At 40.0% G+C, this 20081-nt stretch carries 19 protein-coding genes, 1 other RNA gene and 1 pseudogene; 11 read left to right on the forward strand and 10 right to left on the reverse strand.

The genetic code is table 11. The features are described 5' to 3' along the window. Positions 1–22 precede the first annotated feature (22 nt). Positions 23–119: signal recognition particle sRNA small type (ffs, locus tag NH153_RS19215), an RNA gene on the forward strand. Positions 120–346: 227 nt separating this feature from the next. Here ffs and NH153_RS19220 read toward each other — a convergent pair. From NH153_RS19220 to NH153_RS19230, 3 genes are all read right to left on the reverse strand, one after another. Further along, positions 347–1726, reverse strand: coding sequence for an alpha-amylase family glycosyl hydrolase (locus tag NH153_RS19220; RefSeq protein WP_063706892.1), 1380 nt, complete (start codon positions 1724–1726; stop codon positions 347–349). Positions 1727–1973: 247 nt separating this feature from the next. Then, complete coding sequence (locus NH153_RS19225) at positions 1974–2174, reverse strand: hypothetical protein (protein ID WP_063706895.1); 201 nt, start codon at positions 2172–2174, stop codon at positions 1974–1976. A 225-nt stretch (positions 2175–2399) separates the two neighbouring features. Continuing rightward, entirely contained in the window at positions 2400–4190 is a 1791-nt protein-coding gene (locus NH153_RS19230) for an ATP-binding protein (protein WP_063706897.1), read from the reverse strand. 278 nt (positions 4191–4468) lie between these two features. On the opposite strand from NH153_RS19230, the gene NH153_RS19235 reads away from it, so the two are divergent. The 5 genes from NH153_RS19235 to NH153_RS19255 all read left to right on the forward strand — a co-directional run bounded on the left by NH153_RS19235 (position 4469) and on the right by NH153_RS19255 (position 7742). Beyond that, entirely contained in the window at positions 4469–4768 is a 300-nt protein-coding gene (locus tag NH153_RS19235; RefSeq protein WP_063528276.1) for a hypothetical protein, read from the forward strand. 187 nt (positions 4769–4955) lie between these two features. After that, on the forward strand, positions 4956–5801 hold the full coding sequence (locus tag NH153_RS19240) for an HDOD domain-containing protein (RefSeq protein WP_063706899.1): 846 nt from the start codon (positions 4956–4958) through the stop codon (positions 5799–5801). Between the two features lie 152 nt (positions 5802–5953). Continuing rightward, positions 5954–6676: an SIMPL domain-containing protein gene (locus NH153_RS19245; RefSeq protein ID WP_082874109.1), complete on the forward strand. Its 723-nt coding sequence runs from the start codon at positions 5954–5956 to the stop codon at positions 6674–6676. A 3-nt stretch (positions 6677–6679) separates the two neighbouring features. Continuing rightward, entirely contained in the window at positions 6680–7429 is a 750-nt protein-coding gene (locus NH153_RS19250; RefSeq protein ID WP_063706901.1) for a hypothetical protein, read from the forward strand. A 79-nt stretch (positions 7430–7508) separates the two neighbouring features. Further along, positions 7509–7742: a hypothetical protein gene (locus NH153_RS19255; protein WP_063706903.1), complete on the forward strand. Its 234-nt coding sequence runs from the start codon at positions 7509–7511 to the stop codon at positions 7740–7742. Here NH153_RS19255 and NH153_RS19260 read toward each other — a convergent pair. Genes NH153_RS19260 through NH153_RS19270 form a run of 3 tightly spaced genes read right to left on the reverse strand, consistent with a single transcriptional unit; the run spans position 7739 to position 11724 of the window. Beyond that, positions 7739–8119 (reverse strand): diacylglycerol kinase, encoded by a 381-nt coding sequence (locus tag NH153_RS19260; RefSeq protein WP_058586251.1) that lies wholly within the window; start codon positions 8117–8119, stop codon positions 7739–7741. The genes NH153_RS19255 and NH153_RS19260 overlap by 4 nt on opposite strands. Before the next feature lie 20 nt (positions 8120–8139). Further along, positions 8140–9765 carry a phosphoethanolamine transferase gene (locus tag NH153_RS19265; protein WP_063706905.1) on the reverse strand — a complete coding sequence of 542 codons (1626 nt, stop codon included), beginning with the start codon at positions 9763–9765 and terminating at the stop codon, positions 8140–8142. 15 nt (positions 9766–9780) lie between these two features. Beyond that, positions 9781–11724, reverse strand: a complete 1944-nt coding sequence (locus NH153_RS19270; RefSeq protein WP_082874111.1) for an LTA synthase family protein — start codon at positions 11722–11724, stop codon at positions 9781–9783. Between the two features lie 175 nt (positions 11725–11899). Here NH153_RS19270 and NH153_RS19275 point away from each other — a divergent pair, with 175 nt between their 5' ends. The 4 genes from NH153_RS19275 (at position 11900) to NH153_RS19290 (ending at position 16488) form a co-directional block, all read left to right on the forward strand. Continuing rightward, positions 11900–12574 (forward strand): response regulator transcription factor, encoded by a 675-nt coding sequence (locus NH153_RS19275; protein ID WP_063706907.1) that lies wholly within the window; start codon positions 11900–11902, stop codon positions 12572–12574. Beyond that, the gene (locus NH153_RS19280; protein ID WP_063706909.1) at positions 12574–13983 is read left to right on the forward strand and encodes a sensor histidine kinase; all 1410 of its coding nucleotides are present in this window, start codon (positions 12574–12576) and stop codon (positions 13981–13983) included. Before NH153_RS19275 ends, NH153_RS19280 begins: the two co-directional genes overlap by 1 nt. A gap of 75 nt (positions 13984–14058) precedes the next feature. Continuing rightward, complete coding sequence (locus NH153_RS19285) at positions 14059–14247, forward strand: DUF3185 family protein (protein WP_054553751.1); 189 nt, start codon at positions 14059–14061, stop codon at positions 14245–14247. A gap of 66 nt (positions 14248–14313) precedes the next feature. Beyond that, positions 14314–16488 (forward strand): exonuclease domain-containing protein, encoded by a 2175-nt coding sequence (locus NH153_RS19290; RefSeq protein ID WP_063706911.1) that lies wholly within the window; start codon positions 14314–14316, stop codon positions 16486–16488. A gap of 40 nt (positions 16489–16528) precedes the next feature. Here the strand turns inward: NH153_RS19290 and queC are convergent, their stop codons facing one another. After that, complete coding sequence (gene queC, locus NH153_RS19295) at positions 16529–17209, reverse strand: 7-cyano-7-deazaguanine synthase QueC (RefSeq protein ID WP_267894589.1); 681 nt, start codon at positions 17207–17209, stop codon at positions 16529–16531. 122 nt (positions 17210–17331) lie between these two features. On the opposite strand from queC, the gene queE reads away from it, so the two are divergent. Continuing rightward, positions 17332–17997, forward strand: a complete 666-nt coding sequence (gene queE / locus NH153_RS19300; RefSeq protein ID WP_063706915.1) for a 7-carboxy-7-deazaguanine synthase QueE — start codon at positions 17332–17334, stop codon at positions 17995–17997. 37 nt (positions 17998–18034) lie between these two features. Here the strand turns inward: queE and NH153_RS19305 are convergent, their stop codons facing one another. From NH153_RS19305 to NH153_RS21675, 3 genes and pseudogenes are all read right to left on the reverse strand, one after another. Then, entirely contained in the window at positions 18035–19000 is a 966-nt protein-coding gene (locus tag NH153_RS19305; protein ID WP_063706918.1) for an acyl-CoA desaturase, read from the reverse strand. A 73-nt stretch (positions 19001–19073) separates the two neighbouring features. Then, positions 19074–19562: a DUF6622 family protein gene (locus NH153_RS19310; protein WP_063706920.1), complete on the reverse strand. Its 489-nt coding sequence runs from the start codon at positions 19560–19562 to the stop codon at positions 19074–19076. A gap of 244 nt (positions 19563–19806) precedes the next feature. After that, positions 19807–19917: pseudogene (locus tag NH153_RS21675) on the reverse strand (thioredoxin-dependent thiol peroxidase); the annotation flags it as partial. Between the last annotated feature and the right edge of the window lie 164 nt (positions 19918–20081).

A 20081-nucleotide genomic window follows, 5' to 3' on the forward strand; every position in this document is an offset into this window, starting at 1 on the left:
ACAAGGCCCTCAATGGTAGTCTTATTGGTCCTCTCGCAACACTAGCAGGTGAACCTGGTCAGGCCCGGAAGGGAGCAGCCACAGCGTGTGACGTGTGTGCCGAGATGCGGCTGGTAAGACTGCCACCCAAAATCTTCTTTGGGTGACTTTCTTCATACTTATCTCTTTTTTAAACACGCTTTCGATACCCGCTTTAATTTTCTATTAAATTACACCGATTTATTAGCTGGTATGAATGATGTCTTCTTTCTTACAATTTACTTTAGAACCTAGAACCTAGAACCTAGAACCTAGAACCTAGAACCTAGAACCTAGAACCTAGAACCTAGAACCTAGGCTCTTAAAACTATTTCACAAACACTCTAAATCCCCACGCCGGAATTGTGAGTTCTGTTGTTTCAGTAAATTCTATTAGCTGTTTTGAAAAAGCATCCGTGTATTTACCCAAAAACAATGGCTCTTTAAAGCTAACTGTTTGTGGCGCTTTCGATAGGTTGAATACGGCAAATACTTTATCGTTGCCTTTTGCACGAACAAAGCTTAGCACTTGTTTTGGTGCGGTGTTTGGTACATGCACCATACGGCCGCCAAATTGGCCATTCCACAGTGCTTCATTATTATGTTTGAGTGAAAATAGTGATTGATATAAGTCACCGATAGGGTGCTTTTGCCATTTGAATGGGTCACGTTCGAAAAAGGCGAGGCGTTTATCGTTACCTGCTTCTTGACCGTTATAAATCATCGGGAAGCCTTCACCAACGACAGATAATGCAATAACGGCTTCAAGTGCATCGCCATAGTTTTCGAACATGGTGCCTTCCCATGCATTAGTGTCATGGTTGGCAACACCTACAAGGCGGTAAGCCTCGGCTGGGAATGCACTTTCGTTCCATGAGTAATAAACGAAGAGGGCGCTGACATCAGCATGACCATTGACGATTTTATGCATGTGCTCAGACCATGACCACGCGTAAGTCATATCAAAGGCTTCGGCATGTAAATCGCGAGACTCCCACTCAGCCAGCATTAAAACAGGCTTTATGTTATCAAGCTCACGGCGGACATTATTCCAAAAATCTACCGGCACAAAGCCAGCTACATCACAGCGATAGCCATCAATACCGACTTCTTTTACCCAGTATTTCATCGATTCTGTCATGTATTCACGTAGAGCAGGTTTCGAATAATCAAAGTCAATAATGTCAGACCAATCCCACCACGGTGTTGGCCTAAATTGGCCTTTGTAGTCTCGGTCGTACCAATCGGGGTGTTCATATCGAAGCCAGTTATCCCAAGCACTGTGGTTTGCTACCCAATCTAAAATGACGTACATCCCCATATCATGGGCTTTGTTCACAAAGGCTTTGAGGTCTTCAAGTGTGCCAAACTCAGAGTTTACTTTACGGTAATCTTTTACAGAATAAGGGCTACCTAAACTGCCTTTGCGATTTTCTTCACCAATCGGGTTTATTGGCATAAGCCAAATAATATCAACGCCTAACTCTTTCAAGCGTGGCAATTGCTGCTGTGCTGCATTAAAGGTGCCTTCTTTAGTGAATTGACGCGTATTTAATTGATAAAGCACCGCATTTTTTGACCACTCAGGATGAATTAGTTTTACGTAAGGCTTGGGCTCATAGGCAGTGTTTGCAGTTTTAGTGTGTGTACATGCAGTAATGAGGCTTAGCAATAAAATAAGCAAACTTTTGGTTAGCAATGAATTCATGTTAGACCTTGTTGTCGGTTTTAGTTGTCGTGTAAAAAACACGCAGTCTGATAAATATATACCCTGATAATGAATGTAACAAATATGTGCATACGTATTCACAATGCAGTTACATAATCGATTAAGGTCTTATTTAATGGCTTAATTATAGGGGGTGGCGGATAAATACTTAAATGATTAAATAGGGTGGGGAAATATGTAAAAACGACAGCCAGGTGTAGCCAAGCTGTCGTTTAAATATGCTGAGCTAGGCTGAAATCATAAAAGCCGATTTACTGGCATCCCAGCTGATCAGTTTTTTAATTTCCAGCTCTTTTATAATGGTTAGTAATTCAGAGTCACTTAGGCAGCAGCCTTGTTTTAGTTTATCGAGTGATATCTCTTTATTACGGCTATGAAGCTTAGAGGCCAACATAATACGGTAGATTAATTTTGACTTACGGTTCATAACGCATCTCCTCCACATTTTTGTTGATAGCGTTTTAGTTGCTACTTGGTTTTTATAATTTGGTCTAATGTGTACTGATGATTTTTTCGACTATGAGGGATCTTTTTAGCCAAGTCAATCAATATAGGATAAAAATCATACAATATTGAATCAGCAGGATAAACGTAGAAGTGAAATTGTAACGCATTGAAAGTAAAGTAAAATAAAATTTTCTGTTTGGGAAGCCTAGTCTATGAACTCGTCACGGCTAATTGCAATGACATCATGCAGCGCTTTAAATAGTAAATGCTTTTCAATGGGTTTGCCTACGTGGCCATTAAAACCACAGTTCATGTATTCGATGATATTTTCTTTCATCACGTTGGCAGTCAAGGCAATAACAGGCACCTCTTTATCAATGCTACGAATATGTGAGCAGGCTTCGATTCCCCCCATAGTTGGCATTTGTATATCCATTAAAACTAAAATGGGGTTTAGTTGTTTAAATAGCTCGACTGCTTCAGCGCCATCTTTTGCAAAATGAAGATCTGCGTTGGTTTCTGCAAGCATCGATTTGATGATCATGGTATTGAGTGGGTTATCTTCAGCAATTAGTACAGTTTTAGCCGATAAGTCAGGCGCGGTTACATCGGTAAAGCTATCATGTAAGTGCTGCTTTTCAGATACTTTGAGCGGTAAATAAACGGTGAAATGGGTGCCTTTACCGAGCGCGCTGTCTACATCAATACTGCCATTCATACGGTTAATAAGATTCGCGGTGATCGACATCCCTAATCCAGTCCCGCCAAAACGTCGTGTTATACTGTTATCGGCTTGCTGAAAACGGTTAAACAGATGCATTAAACCTTCTTTATTCATACCAATGCCGGTATCAATTACTTCTATCTCAACACCTTGTTTTTGGCTTTGCGAAGATTTATTAATTTTTACTTGCACGCCACCTTGCTCGGTAAATTTAACGGCGTTAGAAACCAGGTTTAAAATAATTTGTCGAACCCGAACTGGGTCTCCTATCCATAAATCTTCAACGTCATCGTCTATATCTATGTTTAGTTCGATTGCTTTTTCGTTACAAAGCGGCAGAAAATCAGAATTGATTGATTCAACGACCTTCGACATCGAAAAGTCCACCTGTTCAATTGAAAGCTCGTTCGCCTCCATTTTCGAAAAATCTAAAATATCGTTGATGATAGTAAGGAGTGATCGACAAGAAAACAGTGCCTTAGACACAACTTCTATATTTTTCGGTTTTTGAATATTTGGCTGCAAAATTTGTAAAAGCCCCATAATGCCATTAAGTGGGGTACGTATTTCATGACTCATATTAGCTAAAAATTCTGATTTTATTCTCGCGCCTTCTAAAGCGCGCTCAGTAAGCTCAATCTGTTGTTTATAAGAGTTTGAAAGCTTTCTAAAGTAAATAAGCAATATGCTAGTGAGCAATATAATTGTTAACACATGCACGATGTAAGCAATTTGGAAGTTTTCATCAATGGCGATGCTTTTATCTTGAAGCATTAACTTTACATGCCGCTCGAACGCGGCAAGTGCCTTCAACGCATCTGTATCATCTACTTTTACAGTGGTATCTATCTGCTCGCTAGTCGCGCCATTAGCTATCATTCTTAAAACAATATCGAGTTTATCTTCATATTCAATAACCGTTTTTTTAACGTCAGTAAGCGCAGTCTGATCGTACTCTTTTATTGCGCTAAGTTTGGCAAGGATCTCTTTTATTTCGATGAGTTCCTTTTCAATGGGCGGAAGATACAGTTCTGTATTTTTTCTGAGCACTAGGTTTTTAAAATGGTGAATAAAGCCACCATACCCGAGTTTTTGAATTAGCTTGTCGTGGAGTACATAAACGTTAGCGGCGGTTTTTGAATAGTCATGCCATTGTGAGTCGACATTTTTGTAAAAGAATAATGAGGTAACAGTGAGCGACGTTACTAATGCAATCACGATAATTGCATTCACTTTCAACTTGTTTTTAGTTTGCTGCAACGCTTTTGTCATCAGTTTACCGCACCTATCTTGCTGTTAATTTAAGCATAGCAGTATTTTTTTCGTTCACATAAGAAAGGCCTATGTCAGAATGACTTTTTGTGAGGATAATAAAAAACCTTAACAACTAAGCTAAAAATAACTTAAAGCGAATAATTAAGTTTTTTTAAAAAAGTTTGAAATCAATTTCACTGTACTTTTTTTGTACGTGGTGTATCTTAAGTTGGTACGAAATTTTAAGGTTTCATTGAGTGTAAGTTAACACTCATCTGTTAATTGGAGTAAAGGATATGCACGCACACACAGTCAAAGAATCAACAGCGACTATTCAATCGGGTGTCGCAAAAGCGGATGGTAAGCTTTTAGTGACTGAACAAGAGATTGTTTTTGAACCGTTTAATAAAGAGTTAGGCTTAGGTCCATACACACTTTCACGAGCGCACATCAATAACGTTGATAAGTGTTCGGGTAAAGGTGCGGGTATTCTACCAATTACAGCAGATGGAATTCGCATTACTCTAAATAACAACGATGTATTTGAGTTCATCCTAGCAAACCCTGATGAGTGGCTAAGCGTACTTGCCCACTAAGCAAATCTTCAAAAAGTCGGCATATTATAGCAAGTTGTCATAATGTGCCGTGTTAGCCTTTCATTAATTATTTTCCTTTCTTCGCAACACATTGATCTCAAACAATACTAAGGCGAACTTCTTAGGTTATTTTACACATCTAAACCATTAAATTGCTCGTTGCTTATTAACGGAGGCTCTTGGGCAAATGATCAACTTAGATGAACAACGCCTAGTTTCGCTTGAACGCGGTTTTCATATTCCACCAAAACCTGAGCTATTGAGCCAAATTGCCGATGAAATGCAAAAGTCGGATGCAAGCTTAGATAAAATAGCCAATTTGATCTCTCGAGACATTAGCCTGTCGGCCTTATTATTAAAAACTATAAATAGCCCGGTGTTTGGCTTACAACGCACCATTAGTGATATACGCCAAGCGGCGATGTTTTTAGGGTTAGATCAGCTTAATCGGCTAGTCACCTTAGCCTTGCTTAAGCAAAATTTTAAAGGTAATGCCTGTATTAGCTTAGAGCGCTTTTGGGATGAGTCGGTTGAAGTTGCAAATGCCTGTGTACTGCTAGGAAACAGTTATAAGTCATTAATGCCAGTGGACGAGCTTTATTCATTAGGGCTTTTCCATAATGTCGGTATTGCTGCTATGGCATTAAAGTTCAGAGATTATGTTGATGTTCTTAAACAAGCAAATCTAGCTAAAGAGCTGGCTATCACCGACCTAGAACAGGCTCGTTATCAGTGCGATCATGCGGTGATTGGTTATTTTATCTCGGTATCATGGCACCTTCCAAAGCCACTTTGTCATGTTATTTTAAATCATCACAACACGCACTTTTTAGAGCAAAACAATGATGAGCAACAACGTATGGCGTATGCCATCTTAAAATGCGCGGAGAGTGCTGTGGACTATGCCCGTCACCAACAGTATTCGAGCGAGTGGTTTAAAATTAAAGAGCAGTGCTTTGCAGAGCTGGGTATTGTTGATCAAGATTTTGCCGATATGGTCGAAGATTACGTCGACAATGCGATGGCTAGTTAAAGCCAATTAGCGTTTATTTCCTATCATCTTAACTTCGATGAGTTTGCGAGTGGTGAGTTATCATCACTCGCTTTTTTATATCGAAAGAAAGTATGCATTACTATACTTTCCTGCTGTAGCAAGGCATCATAACTTTTTTCTAAGGAGAGGTTATGATGCTTAAATCTTTGTTGTTACTGGTTTTATGTAGCAGTTCTGCGATGGCTGCTACAAGTCTGCCGGATAATCGTCATATTGTTGTTAAAGGTGAGGCTGTTGTACGTACTGCCCCCGATAGTGCTGATATCACGTTAGAGTTTGAAGTTGTAAAAGCTGAAAGCGTGCAGGCTAAGCAGCAAGTAGATGCGCAAGTCAATGAACTCCTTGCGGGCTTAAATAATTTCTTTATAGACGAAAAAAGTATCTCTGCGGGTCGAATTTTCGTAGAGCCGAACATGCGTTATGACGAAAATGATAATCAAGTTAAAGATGGTTTTCGAGCCACGCGAAAGGTCAAAGTCAGCCTTAAAAAACTCTCCCTTTTGGACGGATTTTTAAATTTTGCGCTTAAAGTGGGTGTCAATCAAATCGAGCAAATTCAACTTTTATCAACCAAAGCCTCAGATTACGAGCAAGCCGCTCTTGATAAAGCAGTAGCGAATGCCAAACAGCAGGGAAGTAGCCTCGCTAGCGCATTCGAAGCGAAACTTGGTCGGGTGTATAGTATTCAATCGCAAGAGGTAGGTAGTCACTTTGGCTATGGTAGCAATACAAATATTGAACGAATTATGGTTACGGGCTCACGTATGAATACAGTCCCAGAAGGTAAGTATCTACAAGAGTCGATTACCTTCAGAGCAAGTGTCAATGTTGTGTTTGATTTGGTGGTTGAGTAATTAATGAGATTTTTTAAGTACAGCGTTTATCTATTCCTTTTGTTGATGGCATTCAGTGGTCTTGCCGCAACAAAGCACCTAAATATCGTCAAACCTGTGGTTGCGGTATTTAAGGCGGGTGACAAAGCTGCCATTGCCAAGCGAGTGCATTATCCTTTGCAGCGTAAAGCGCCGCTGCAAGCAATAGAAAATGAGCAAATGCTCATAGAAAAGTTTGAGCAAATTTTTGATAAAGAGTTTGTCGAAAAAATCGTGAACTCAAGTATTCGCCATGATTGGGAAATGATGGGGTGGCGTGGCATTATGTTTGATTCAGGCAAATTGTGGTTAGACTTTGATGGCTCCATTTGGGCTGTGCCTTATGAATCAGAGGCAGAAAAAGCACGACGCGAAGCATTGATTGACGAGCAAAAACAAGCATTACACAAAAGCCTCCGTGAATTCACAAAGCCGATACTAACGTGGCAAACTAAACAGCATTTAATTCGTATCGATGAACTGGCTGATAATCAATACCGCTATGCAGCATGGGAGGTTGATCAATCAATGCAAGATGAGCCAAGCCTAGTGATAACAGGGGGCACATTAAGTTTTGATGGCAGTGGGGGGAATCATTTTTACACCTTTACTAACAACGGTTATCGTTATGTCTGTCATGTTACCGTGCTTGGTACTGAGCACTCACCGCCGGGGCTTTTAGAGGTATTTAAAAATAATGTACAGATATTGTCTGAGCCTGCTTCAAGTTTTTAGGCTGTTTTTCTTATTTTGTACTACACTGATTCTTTCAAAGGAGTCTCGTTCTAAGGAGTCTCATTTAAAGGAGTAAGTTGTGGGTACAAAGTTCTGGATACTAAGAGCCGCTAAAGTTTTTACGCTGGTGGCTATTTTGTTATTTATGGTGGAAATTCTAAAAGGTCACGAGACGCTCAGCGCGTTAGGTTTTGCGCTGCTTTGGTCTTTTATTGCCACGGCCATTTTTATCGCAACCCGTTTATATCATTCATCAAAAGGGCGCCACTGTGCACTTTGTAATGACACCCCTGATGATAAAAAAGCGAGTTAGCTTAGGTTATTAACAAACACGCCGCCCCATACCAACGCACAAATCGTTAAAGCAATCAGTACGGCTGCGGATCCTAAGTCTTTAGCTAGGCCTGATAATGGATGAATTTCAAGGCCTATTCGGTCTATGGCGGCTTCAATTGCCGTATTGACGACTTCAGCAAACATCACAAATAGCACTGATACAAGCAGCATAATTTTCTCATACAGGCTAATCTGCCAAACAAAAACCACTGCTATGGCAAGCACCAACAGAATCAGCTCTTGTTTAAAAGCAGACTCATGCTTTGCTAACCACGTGAATGCACGTTGGGAGTTTTTGAATGCGAGGCGAATACGTTTAATGCCAATGGGTTTGTTAGTGCTATCAAATTGCATGGTATGAAATCTCTATTTCGTTAGCTTTGTGTTGAGCAAGCATTAAAGATATCTTGCTCTGGGTGATATTCAGTGCTTTGTACATGGGTTAAGCCAAGTAAGGTGTCAAAAATGTTATCGTGCGAAAAAGCATGGTTACGCTGCTGTTCGATACATTGATTAAAGCGGGTATCGGCGAGTTTATTACTCCAAAACAGCATAGGCACTTGGGTTTGCTCTTTAGGCGCTAACGCATACGGGAAGCCATGTAAGTACAAGCCTTTTTCACCTAGTGATTCACCGTGATCAGAAACATACAGCAGGGCTTTGTCATCCGCCTGACTGTTTTGCAGTAAATTAATAAGTTTACTGAGCACTAGGTCGGTATAAGCAATGGTATTATCATAGGTGTTTGTGAGTTGCTCACTGCTACAATTTTGGATATCGCTACGTGGGCAATCAGGCAAAAATTTACTGTCTTTTTCTGGATAGCGGCGATAGTAGGTTGGCCCATGTGAACCAATCATATGTAACACCACTAGTTGGTGTTTCGCATCACTTTTGGCAAGCTTTGCAGCTAACTCTTCAACCAGTACTTCATCAAAACAATAGCGTCCGTCACAAAGTGGGTTGCTCTTTGTAGGTTCTACAGTTTGTGAGTTTACCCGTACGCAAACCCCTTTACAGCTGCTATTGTTATCAATCCACGTTACTTCGACACCACTTCGTTGAATGATATCTAGGGCATTTTCTTGGCTTTGCGCGATGCGAGAATCATAGTGATTGCGGTCTAAGCGCGAGAACATGCAAGGTACAGAAATGGCCGTTGCGGTGCCACATGAACTAACATCACTGAAATATTTAACGCCAAGTTTAGGGGTATATTGATTAGTTGGCTTGTCGTAACCTTGCAGTGAAAAGTTTGCTGCACGGGCTGTTTCACCTACCACCATAATCGTCAGTGAACTTTGTTGCTTAGCTAATAGGTGCGGTGTTTTATCTAAGACTTTAAATGGTAAAGGTGGATAAAAATAATTATCGCGCAGGTACTTATAGCCCGCAGTATAAAATGCAAAAGGGGTAATGTAGCTGGTTAATTGGCGATTATTTCGCCCTACAGATGCGTAATCTTTATAAAAAGGAACGGCAATAACAGCTACAGCAATAAACGCTGTAACGTTAAGAAGCGCAAAGCTTTTAAGACGAACACGAAAGTTTCCGACAATTTTAAAGCGAGAAAACAAGTAAGCAGGCAGTACGCCTAGCACAGCAATAAAAGCGATAACTTGTACATTAAGGTATGAAAATGCCTCGCCTGAATTTGTTTCTAAGATATTTTGCAGCATGCTTTTATCAAAGATAACACCGTAATTTAAGGTTGCATAAAACAACAACGATGAAACCACGATGCTTGTTAAAAGTACCGGTTTAACAAAGGTGATTAGCGATAACCAACTTAACACCATTGCCGTCAGTGCTAATAAGAAAAACGGTACGCTTGCTATAAATAACCAATTGACATGTTCAGGTTTGCTGGCTGCTTCAAGCATGTTAAATAAAAACAGGCCATTAAATGCAATAACCAAGTACAACGACACCAGCCAGACAAATTGGCTGTAGCTAACGTGCCATTTTTTAGTAAGGAGTTGTTTAATTTGCATGCTCATAATCATTCCTCATCGCTACGATTTATTTGGTAAGCGATACAACTGTTCGGTATAAGCTAAATTGCTAAATAAGACGTGCGCTAATGCTTTTTTGGCAAGCTCAACGCTGCTATCTGTGTTATCGATAGCTACTTGCGTTTTACTTGCAGGGTCATAGCGCCAATAGCTCACTTTTTGGTTTGGCATCAGGATCACGGCTTCACCATTTTCTACGTAAGCAAAGTTGTCGTAGTACTGCATCATGGCGCGCTCAACAGGGTATTGTTTCGTTAAATCATAACCAAGCATAGGGGTTGCTTGCTCAACGCCTAATAACGACAACAAAGTAACAGGTAAATCAATTTGGCTGACTAAGCGAGTATCGCGCTTTGCATCCATATCACTATTAAGGATCACAGCAGGGATGTGGAATGATTTAAGCGGCACAGGCTCTGAACCAAACACGCGCACATCATGATCTGCAACCACTAAAAAGACGGTGTCTTGCCAGTAATCTTGCGTTTTTGCCTTCGCGATGAATTTACCAAGAGCATAATCAGCATATTTGATTGCTAGATCACGTTTGTAGTTTTCTGGGTCGTGGCCTTCAGGCAGTGTTACTTTACCTTCTGGAATATCGAATGGATCGTGGTTACTTGAGGTAAACACAAGGCTGAAAAATGGTTTGCCTGATTTATTTAGCTCACTTAGCTCTTTATCAGCTTGATTGAACAAGTCTTCGTCGCTTGCTCCCCATGACGAAATAAACTCAGGGTTTTGCATGTCATTAATATCTACAATATCGCTAAAACCATTGCCTAAGAAAAAGCTTTTCATATTATCGAAATGACTTTCACCGCCATAAATAAACTGGGTGGTATAGCCTGTGCGGCTTAATACGTCAGCAAGTGAGAAAAAGTTACGCTGAGATTTAGAAAGTTTGACCACCGAGCGCGAAGGTGATGGGGTAAACCCAGTTGTTACCGCTTCGATACCGCGCACTGAGCGTGTGCCAGTGGCATATAAGTTATCAAATCCCCAGCCTTGTTGATAAAGCTTATCTAGTTCAGGAGTCACACCAATGCCACCTAGTTCACCAACAAAGCGTGCGCCTAAGCTTTCTTCTAAAATGATCACTAAATTCTTTTGTTTGCCTGTGTTAAAAGGTGTGTTGTTGGCAAGGGTAGGAATACTCTCAGTGATAAACTGTTGTTTATAGGCTGCATGCTTTACTGTTTGTAAAATCTCATCACGTGGCATGGTACCGTATAAACTACTGGCATTTTTTTCATTACTCATATTCTTAATAGCAAATGCAACACTGTAAGTTGAATTAAGGGCTAAGGAGTTAATCAGTGAGTCACTTGAAAAGTACACTAATGCAGGGTTTAACGGGCGATGGCTGACAGTGCCTCTTGCGCTAATTAAGCAAACTAATAAAGTCGTAACGAGTATCACCACTTGGCTAACCGTTTTAGCATTTTGCTGCTTGCTAAATGCTGCACTTATAAAACGATACGCAAACACACAACTAAGCGTTGCAATAATTAGGGTGCTTATCATGGCAAATAGGTGGCCATGTAATAGCATAGAAAAGACTTCTTGAGGGTAGTCTAGGTATTCGACAAATAAACGATTTGGTCGTACATCGTACTGGGTAATAAACGCGGGAGTCGAAGCCTCAACAACCACGATTAAAGTCACAACTATGCTGCTATAAAGAGTAAAAACATGCTGAAAAAAAGCAGTTTTGCTGCGCAAAAGCACATGAGCGAGTAACATTAAAACAGCCAAGGCTGACAAGTAGCCTAAGCTGCTTAAGTCAACTCTTAAGCCGCCAAATAAAACGGCTAGGCTATCGCCATCAGCTAACCTTTGGTGTTGCCATACTAGCAAGGCTATTCTCGACAGTATAAATACTGACATTAATATTAATGAAAAACGGAACAAAGGTTTTAAAATAGAGAGTTTTGCTGTCATAGTCGTACTTACTTAATCGAAACTACGGCAATACTAGGAGTCGAAACTTAAGAAATCCTTATGGTAATCTTAATATTTTCTAAACTAGAAAAACTTCAGTAAATCTTAAGTGAATCTTAAGATTCAAAGCGTAAGCTGATGACGCTAAAGCGGTTTTTACCTAAATGAGTAACATATGAAATTGTTGATTATAGAAGATTCGGTGTCATTAAGACGTAGTCTACGAATTGGCCTTGAGAATCTAGGTTTTACTATTGATGAAACCGGCGATGGCGCTGAAGGGTTGAGTATGGCAATGACAGGTGAGTACGAATTAATCATACTCGACATTATGTTACCCAGTATTGATGGCATAACGTTATTACAAACCATAAGAACAAAGCAGCTCGACGTGCGAGTGCTTATTTTATCAGCCAAGCAAGAACCAGAAGATAGAGTGAAAGGGCTACTCACCGGGGCCGATGATTACCTGACCAAACCATTTTCGTTTGATGAGCTGCATGCAAGGTTATTAAATTTAATGCGTCGCGGCGGCTTGAAAACAATCAGTGATGTGATCCGCATTGATAACTTGGCTTTAAACTTACAATTAAAACTTTTGCAAGTTAACGAGACCGTTATCGATTTAACTCCTAACGAATATAAAATAGTCGAGTGCTTGTTTAGTAATCAAAACAAAGTGATCACAGCTGAAAAGTTAAGTACCTATATTGCTGGTCAATATGACCTAGTTTCAAAAAACTCTATTGAAGCGCATTTATCCTCAGCGCGTAAAAAGGTGAGGGCAGCAGGTGGCGAGTTACCTATTCAAACTAAGCGTGGTTTTGGTTATATCATTCAAGGAAAATAATGAAATCAATTCGCAGTAAGTTGGTTGTTACTCTTTCGATAGCAATAACAGGGCTTGTATTAAGTATATTATTAGCAACGGACATCGCTGTTGATAGCTGGGTTGATAATGAATTTAATCGAGGCTTACATTCTAAAGCTGGCATGCTGATGACGCTGGTTCATGAAGATGAAGAAGGGTTGGCTTTTAATTTCTCGAGTGAATTTATGCCAGAGTTTGATGGGCAGCTTGAGCCTGAGTATTTTCAGATGTGGACTGAGGAGGGGGTGTTTACACGCTCACAAAGCCTTAATTTATTTGCGTTGAAGAACCTTAAGTTTGAAGAGTTAAAATTGGGTGAAACGAAAATAATGAGCACCCAGCTACCGGATGGTCGTGATGGACGAATCATTTATACTCGTTTTCAGCCGCAACTTGACTCGCACTCACATAGGAATTTTTATGATGGAGTGAGTAGACCACATCACACCACGCTTACTTTGGCTTATGCCGCATCTTCTGAAGAAGTTGATTTTATTTTGTGGTTAATTGACGTTATTTTTATTGTTACCACAGTGACCGTCATTGTGTTTATTCGGCTTTTTGTTCGCAAATCAGTCGACAGTTCTTTAGCGCCGCTGAATAAACTAAATCGGGATATTAGTAGGCTTAGTATCGCGGATAAAAGTGCCGTGATAACAATAAAAGAGCCTGTTAAAGAGCTGCAACCTATTGTTGATAGCTTAAATGCTTTTATCCAAGAAAACCGCCAGCTTTATTTTCGTGAAAAACGCTTAACCTCAGATATTGCTCATGAGTTAAAAACGCCGATTGCTGAGCTTATTAATATGGCTGAAGTGGCCATTCTTTTTCCAAATGAAAAGGAGTTTGAGGCAGACTTTAAACCCGAAGTGCTAAAAATTAGCCAGCGCTTAAAGAGCATTGTGTCGAACTTATTATTGCTGCATAAGTACAGTGATGAAGCACTCCCAAAGCAAGATGCATGTGATTTAAACCAGGTTATTTTACGTATCTTAGAAAAATATGATTTAGAGCGAATTAAGTTTGAGTTTCAAGATGATATTCCTGCCATTGTCAGTAACTTATTTGCCCTTGAATCAATCATCACCAACCTTGTAAATAACGCCAAGCAATATAGCCCTGATAAGAGCGTTGTGACTGTATGCACACTATTGAATAAAGAGGATAAGCTGCAATTCACTGTTACAAATGAATTAAAAGTGCCTTTAACAGAAGACGATTTGAGCCAGTTATTTGATCCACTCTGGCAAAAAGACAGTGCCAGAACCTCTAATGATAACTTTGGGTTAGGCTTATCTATTGCCAAAGCGTTAAGTAAAGCAATTGATGCTGAACTTCAGGTGTCGTTAAGTGGGCAAAACATAACCTTTAGTTTGATTATTTCTTAAGGCTTTGCAGGCGTTTAATATGTGTGCAACACTGAGGTTATCAAAAAGAAATTAATAACAATAAGGAACAACACGATGGGAAAAATTATAGGTATTGCTTTAATCGTTATTGGTGTGGCGCTAGCCGTATGGGGGTATAACGTGTATGACTCTGCAAGTGCGCAAATCAGCCGCACGTTTAGTGGTGATACACCAATTGAAGCTTGGCTCGGTATGGTCGGGGGCGCAATTTGCGCAATTGTGGGTATTTTAAAAGTTAAATAACCGCAAACATTGAAATCAATTAGCTAATACCTGATACTGTATTTATATACAGTGTCGGGTTTGGCTATGAAAACACAATTACCAGCAAAATATTATTTAAGTCACTTCTTTGAGCTTGCTGAATTTATACAATCTCATTGCAAGCATTTGCTTTTAGAAGCGCAGCAGTTATTTCTTGAAAAACTCCTTCAGCTGGATGAGCAGAGCTTATGTACTTTACTGCGTATTTATTCTCGAAAGCCAAAAATCGTTGCGTTGTCATCATTAAATTATGAAGAGATCCCTAATCTGCACGGTGCTATTTTTAAGCTAAAACGGCAAGGGCTGGTGGCACATCCCAGCAGCGACGAATTAGATCTATTACTTGAGCATTTAACAAAACCAACCCTGTTAACCTTATTGGCAAACGATGAGTTAATGGCGACTCAACCTGATTACAAAAAGTCAGCCAGTAAACAGCGCTTAACCCAACTGTGTAAAGAACATATTGATCGCACCCACAGTGAATTAGAGGCGTTGTTTAGTCAGTTCGTGGTCAATAGCCGAAGTCAGTTTTATGAATATTTTGAGTTTTTACATAGCGGCCGACTAAGTGGCGGTGATATCAATCATCAAAATCGTTTTGTGATGCGTGATTTAGGAATTGCAAAAGTACGTGGGGATGTTAATGAGAGCATATCGCGTTTTCAAACACTAGCCGAAGCACAAACGCATTATCAATTAAATAAGCTGCGAATGCAGTTCAAAGAAAGCGAGTCACACACAGAGTATCAGAACTTAGCCCAAGCACTTTTAGCCATTAGCTCAGAAGATGAATTAGCCCAGAGTATCAAAAACAAATTACTGATCCGCTTATATAAGCAGCTTAAAGAGCATGACTTAGCATTTGCATTTGAGTTACTTGAGCACTGTGAAGGCAGCAGTGAAGCGCAAGAGCTGGCAATTCGCCAGCGTTACAAACAAGGTGATAAAAGCTGGGTAGAACAAAAGCTTGAGCAAGTTATTCAAGACCCACTTGATGATGGCATTTTGTATTTTGCGGAGGACTTTTTACAGCGTAAATATAACAAGCAACAACGCTCACGCTTAACACAAATGCTCATTAATACAGAGCATCAATTGGAGGTTGATGACATTTACCGAGGCGATGTTGAGCAAGGAGTGTGCGAGCACTATCAACAGCTTGGCAATACGGTATTTTTTACTGAAAATAATCTTTGGTTGAGTCTTTTTACCTTAACGTTTTGGCAAGAACTCTTTATAGAGACGCCGCATCCGCCGTGTAATGAATTTGATCTATATCCAAAGGTGTTGCTTGCTGATTGTTTTTACACAGTGCAACAAACACAAATTGAACAAAAGCTTGCAAAATTCACTAGCAATGAAGCCTTGTATAAATATATCTGCAAAAACGCAGGGCAGTTTTACGAAGCCCCCAATAGCGTGTTTATGTGGCACAGCGATATGTTAGAGCCGCTAGAGGTATTAATAAAACACAGCCCGCTGACAAATTTAAAAGCGCATTTACTACAAATGACAAAAACCTTTAAGCAGCTTAAAGATGGCTACCCAGATTTGATGGTGCTTAAAGAGGATAAGCTCACCTTTGAAGAAGTGAAAGCCCCTGGCGACAAACTAAGACGTAACCAACTTGTCAGTATTGAGGTGTTAAAACAACATGGCTTTGCAGTGAATATCGTTGCGGTAAATTGGTTTAATGATCCGAATCGAATTTACAGTGTGGTGGATATAGAAACCACAGGTGGTGTTCAAGGTAATAATAAAATTACCGAAATAGCGGTTGTGCAGTTACAAGCGGGCGAAGTAATCAACCAATGGGCGAGTTTAATCAATCCTGAGCGTAGTATTCCTGCTTTTATCACCAAGTTAACTGGGATAAATGCCGCTATGGTACGTGATGCGCCACGCTTTGAAGAGATTGCCGATACACTACGCTCACTATTAAAAGGCAGTGTATTTGTTGCCCATAATGTGAATTTTGATTACGGCTTTATTCGCAAAGAATACGCTGCAATCGGGCAAGGCTTTAAAATGCCAAAGCTCTGTACCGTAGTTGAATCTCGCAAAGTATTTCCAAAGCTTAAGTCATATTCGCTCGGTAACTTAGCAGCACATTTTGAATTGAATTTAACAAATCATCATAGAGCGTTAGCTGATGCAACCGCCACAGCAGAGCTGTTAAATCTGATTCAACAAACACAATCAAAAAAGGCGAGTTAAACTCGCCTTTTAAACTTAAACTGTCCCATTCTAAATTAGGTTATTCGTATTCGATAGGGTCGGTAACGTTATTTAATGCAAAGGCTTCTAAGCGCTCTTGGCAAGCACCACATTTACCACAGGCTTTGTCACGACCGTTATAACAGGTCCACGTTTGGCTATAATCAAGGCCCATTTTCAAACCGTCTGTTAAAATGTCGATTTTAGTATTGTTTAAATACGGGCTGAAAATCTCAACAGCATCGTAGTTGGCAATACGGCAAACATCATCCATCTTTTGTACGAACTCAGGACGACAGTCTGGATAAATTGCATGATCGCCTGAATGGGCACCGTAATAAACTTTGCTGGCTTTTAAAGACACCGCATAACCCACAGCCAGTGATAGTAAAATCATGTTGCGGTTAGGCACAATTGTGCTCTTCATGCTTTCTTCTTCGTAGTGGCCTTCTGGCACATCGATATCATCAGTCAGTGATGAACCACCAATGAGTTGGTTGATTGCTGAAATATCAACAATCTTATGAGAAACACCTAACTTTTCACATACTTGAGCGGCTACTTTAAGCTCTTTAACATGACGCTGGCCGTAGTCGAAAGACAGGGCATACACTTCGTGGCCTTGTTGCAGGGCTTTATTTAATACGGTAAATGAGTCCATACCGCCGGAATAAATCACAACTACTTTTTGCGTCATATCTGTTTTGCTCTTACTTTTGATAGAGGTTTACTTCAGGGCGCGATATACTACACGGCTCGGGCCTAAATAACAATTTTTGCGCGTGTTTTTGGTTTTTTTGATGGTATGTATTTTATACCGTTGCGTCGTAAGTGAGATGTCTTTTGTACAAAATTAACGAAGTGTTTGAAACAATTCAAGGTGAAGCGAGTTTTACGGGTACACCTTCAATCTTTTTACGTTTACAAGGCTGCCCTGTGGGTTGTGCTTGGTGTGATACAAAACAAACATGGGACGTTGATAATGTATATAAAGTGTCACTTGATGAGACGGTAGAGAAAAAAGCAGACTCAGATCATTGGGCGGAAGCAACTGCGGAGCAAGTGTTAGCGCTATTTAAAGAACGTGGCTACAACGCAAAGCATGTGGTGATCACCGGTGGTGAACCTTGCATGTACGACCTAAATCCAGTGTGCGAGCTACTACACGCAAATGGCTACTCAACTCAAATTGAAACCAGCGGCACATTTGAAATTTTAGTCCCAGAGCAGACATGGGTCACTGTATCACCAAAAATTAATATGCGTGGTGGCTACAACGTATTACGCAGTGCTATGCAGCGTGCTGATGAAATTAAGCACCCAGTTGCAATGCAAAAGCATGTGGAAGAGCTCGAAGATTTATTCTTAAAAACAGGTGTGAATCCACGTTTAGTGTATCTGCAACCAATTAGTCAAAAGACCTCAGCAACCAAACTTGCCATTGAAACCTGTATTGCAAAGAACTGGCGTTTATCGGTTCAAGTACATAAATATTTAGGAATTAGCTAGTTTATCTGGCTAGTTCCGACTGCGAATTTCTCGATTATTATCGAACTTTATTTATAAAGTTTGCTATTTCACATTGCTCTGGATATCGCCTAACTTTATTTGATAAATTTTGCTGCTCAAGAAGTAGCTCTTGTCTTGGTGGGAGATGTTCTGGGAGCTTAATATTGTAAACAAAACCTAAATTATTCAATGCATTTAGCACCCACCATCCAGGATCTGGCTCATCTTTATATAGACCTAACATAGCTGAGCCAGGAAAAGCGTGATGGTTATTATGCCAAGCTTCACCCATGGACATAAACCCAGCAACTCGAATATTATGACCTTGCACAGCAGCTCCTTTAACATACCAACTGCGTTCACCCTGATTATGGGCAAAATAACCAATTAACCAGTGGCCGCCAACAGACACTACAACACGAACAGACAGTCCCCACACAAGCCAGCTAATTCCTCCGATGAAATACAAAGGTAATCCTATTAATAGTGCTTGTAATAGCCATGTTGATTCTAAAAATTGATAAAACGAATTGTCTTGAACTTCTGGCTCTATATTAAATTGAGGGGGATGTTTAAGTTTTAGTTCGCAATTTAATTGCCACCATGCATCTTTAAAAATAGACGAGCCATGAAGTAGGTAATCATGGCAATGAGTTTGTCTTTGTGCCCAGTCTCGCAAATCATGTTGCTTTAACATACCTATAGGACCTGCCATGCCCACTAAAACGCCTAAATACACAAACAGGTATTCCATCCATTTTGGACATTCATAAGAGCGATGAATTAACAGTCTATGCATACCTAAAGAATGACCAAAGCATAGAGTGATACTCGTCAGAATTAAAAAAATAAAAAATGCAGAGAAGGTAAAAAAGATAGGAGCTGCGATAATCGCAATTAGTAAATTAGATAAAAACCATAAGGATTTAATAGGACTCCAGATAACGACACCAGATGATGCTGCATTTAAGTGAGTTGCAAAAACTCTATCGGTATCAATCATCTAAATCCTTAACTTATGAAAACAAATCCTAAATATAGCGCTAATGTGGAACTTTACAGTTGCTCTCTTGTTTTTAAGAGGATCTGACTTTTAACACTCTGATTGCTCGGGCGATGAAAGTGCCCGATAAGATGCCGTAAAAAGCGGCAAGTGATAACACGAGAGCGGCATTCGCAAAAAGCTCTGGCTTAATACTTGTTAAAACACCCACCGTATATTTGGTAAAGAAGATAGCCATGATGAATATCATTGGCCACCAACTGCCAGGTACTTTGAAAGACGCGCTTTGGGCTTGATAACTTGCTGATGAAGCAGAAAACAGCAATAAACCAATGATCGTACTGCTCAAAACGCCAGCTAGCCAGAGCAACATAATCGTTAAGCTATAACCAAAGCTTGAAGTCGCACCAAAAAATGATAAAGCAAGCATACCCAGCGGCAGTATCAATAACGTGGACTGCTTTACATGGCGCTCGCGAGTTTGTTGCCAACCAACAAAAATAAGGCCAACAAACAGACCATAAACCCAAAGTGGTGTGTGAGTTAAAATTTCAATAATCATCTTACATCCTTGTTTTTATTATTTTTAGGAAGTTATTTAGTCGTGTCGTTTAAAGCGCAGCGCGTGTTCCTATTTTATCTGCTATTTATAAAAGTTTGTCAATTGAGTCAGTAGCCTTTAAAACAAAAAAGCGTTGCACTATGGCAACGCTTTTTTACTATGTTCTCGTAACTCGTAACTCGTAACTCGTAACTCGTAACTCGTAACTCGTAACTCGTAACTCGTAACTCGTAACTCGTAACTATCAATTCTGCGCTAAATAATCCAACACCACTTGATGATGGTCTTTGGTTTTGAACTTCTCAAACACATGTTTGATGTTGCCGTCTTGGCCTACAAGGAAGCCAATACGATGCTGATTTATACTCCAATTTAAGTGCACATTTAATTGAGAGTCATAGTCTGCAGCTATTTTCTTGGGTGTGCAATTAACATTTTGCATATAAAGTAACACCACCAATATTGCCATCTATGTAACATAGCTATGAAAGCCATCCTAGAAAGTAAGCTGTACTCCTA

It is taken from the genome of Pseudoalteromonas gelatinilytica (assembly GCF_001641615.1).
Taxonomy (GTDB): domain Bacteria; phylum Pseudomonadota; class Gammaproteobacteria; order Enterobacterales; family Alteromonadaceae; genus Pseudoalteromonas; species Pseudoalteromonas gelatinilytica.

Bases quoted from the DNA above. Each gene is read 5' to 3' on its own strand.
- NH153_RS19220 (WP_063706892.1), bottom strand. From the start codon at position 1,726: ATGAATTCATTGCTAACCAAAAGTTTGCTTATTTTATTGCTAAGCCTC.
- NH153_RS19225 (WP_063706895.1), bottom strand. From the start codon at position 2,174: ATGAACCGTAAGTCAAAATTAATCTACCGTATTATGTTGGCCTCTAAG.
- NH153_RS19230 (WP_063706897.1), bottom strand. From the start codon at position 4,190: ATGACAAAAGCGTTGCAGCAAACTAAAAACAAGTTGAAAGTGAATGCA.
- NH153_RS19235 (WP_063528276.1), top strand. From the start codon at position 4,469: ATGCACGCACACACAGTCAAAGAATCAACAGCGACTATTCAATCGGGT.
- NH153_RS19240 (WP_063706899.1), top strand. From the start codon at position 4,956: ATGATCAACTTAGATGAACAACGCCTAGTTTCGCTTGAACGCGGTTTT.
- NH153_RS19245 (WP_082874109.1), top strand. From the start codon at position 5,954: ATGATGCTTAAATCTTTGTTGTTACTGGTTTTATGTAGCAGTTCTGCG.
- NH153_RS19250 (WP_063706901.1), top strand. From the start codon at position 6,680: ATGAGATTTTTTAAGTACAGCGTTTATCTATTCCTTTTGTTGATGGCA.
- NH153_RS19260 (WP_058586251.1), bottom strand. From the start codon at position 8,119: ATGCAATTTGATAGCACTAACAAACCCATTGGCATTAAACGTATTCGC.
- NH153_RS19265 (WP_063706905.1), bottom strand. From the start codon at position 9,765: ATGAGCATGCAAATTAAACAACTCCTTACTAAAAAATGGCACGTTAGC.
- NH153_RS19270 (WP_082874111.1), bottom strand. From the start codon at position 11,724: ATGACAGCAAAACTCTCTATTTTAAAACCTTTGTTCCGTTTTTCATTA.
- NH153_RS19275 (WP_063706907.1), top strand. From the start codon at position 11,900: ATGAAATTGTTGATTATAGAAGATTCGGTGTCATTAAGACGTAGTCTA.
- NH153_RS19280 (WP_063706909.1), top strand. From the start codon at position 12,574: ATGAAATCAATTCGCAGTAAGTTGGTTGTTACTCTTTCGATAGCAATA.
- NH153_RS19285 (WP_054553751.1), top strand. From the start codon at position 14,059: ATGGGAAAAATTATAGGTATTGCTTTAATCGTTATTGGTGTGGCGCTA.
- NH153_RS19290 (WP_063706911.1), top strand. From the start codon at position 14,314: ATGAAAACACAATTACCAGCAAAATATTATTTAAGTCACTTCTTTGAG.
- NH153_RS19305 (WP_063706918.1), bottom strand. From the start codon at position 19,000: ATGATTGATACCGATAGAGTTTTTGCAACTCACTTAAATGCAGCATCA.
- NH153_RS19310 (WP_063706920.1), bottom strand. From the start codon at position 19,562: ATGATTATTGAAATTTTAACTCACACACCACTTTGGGTTTATGGTCTG.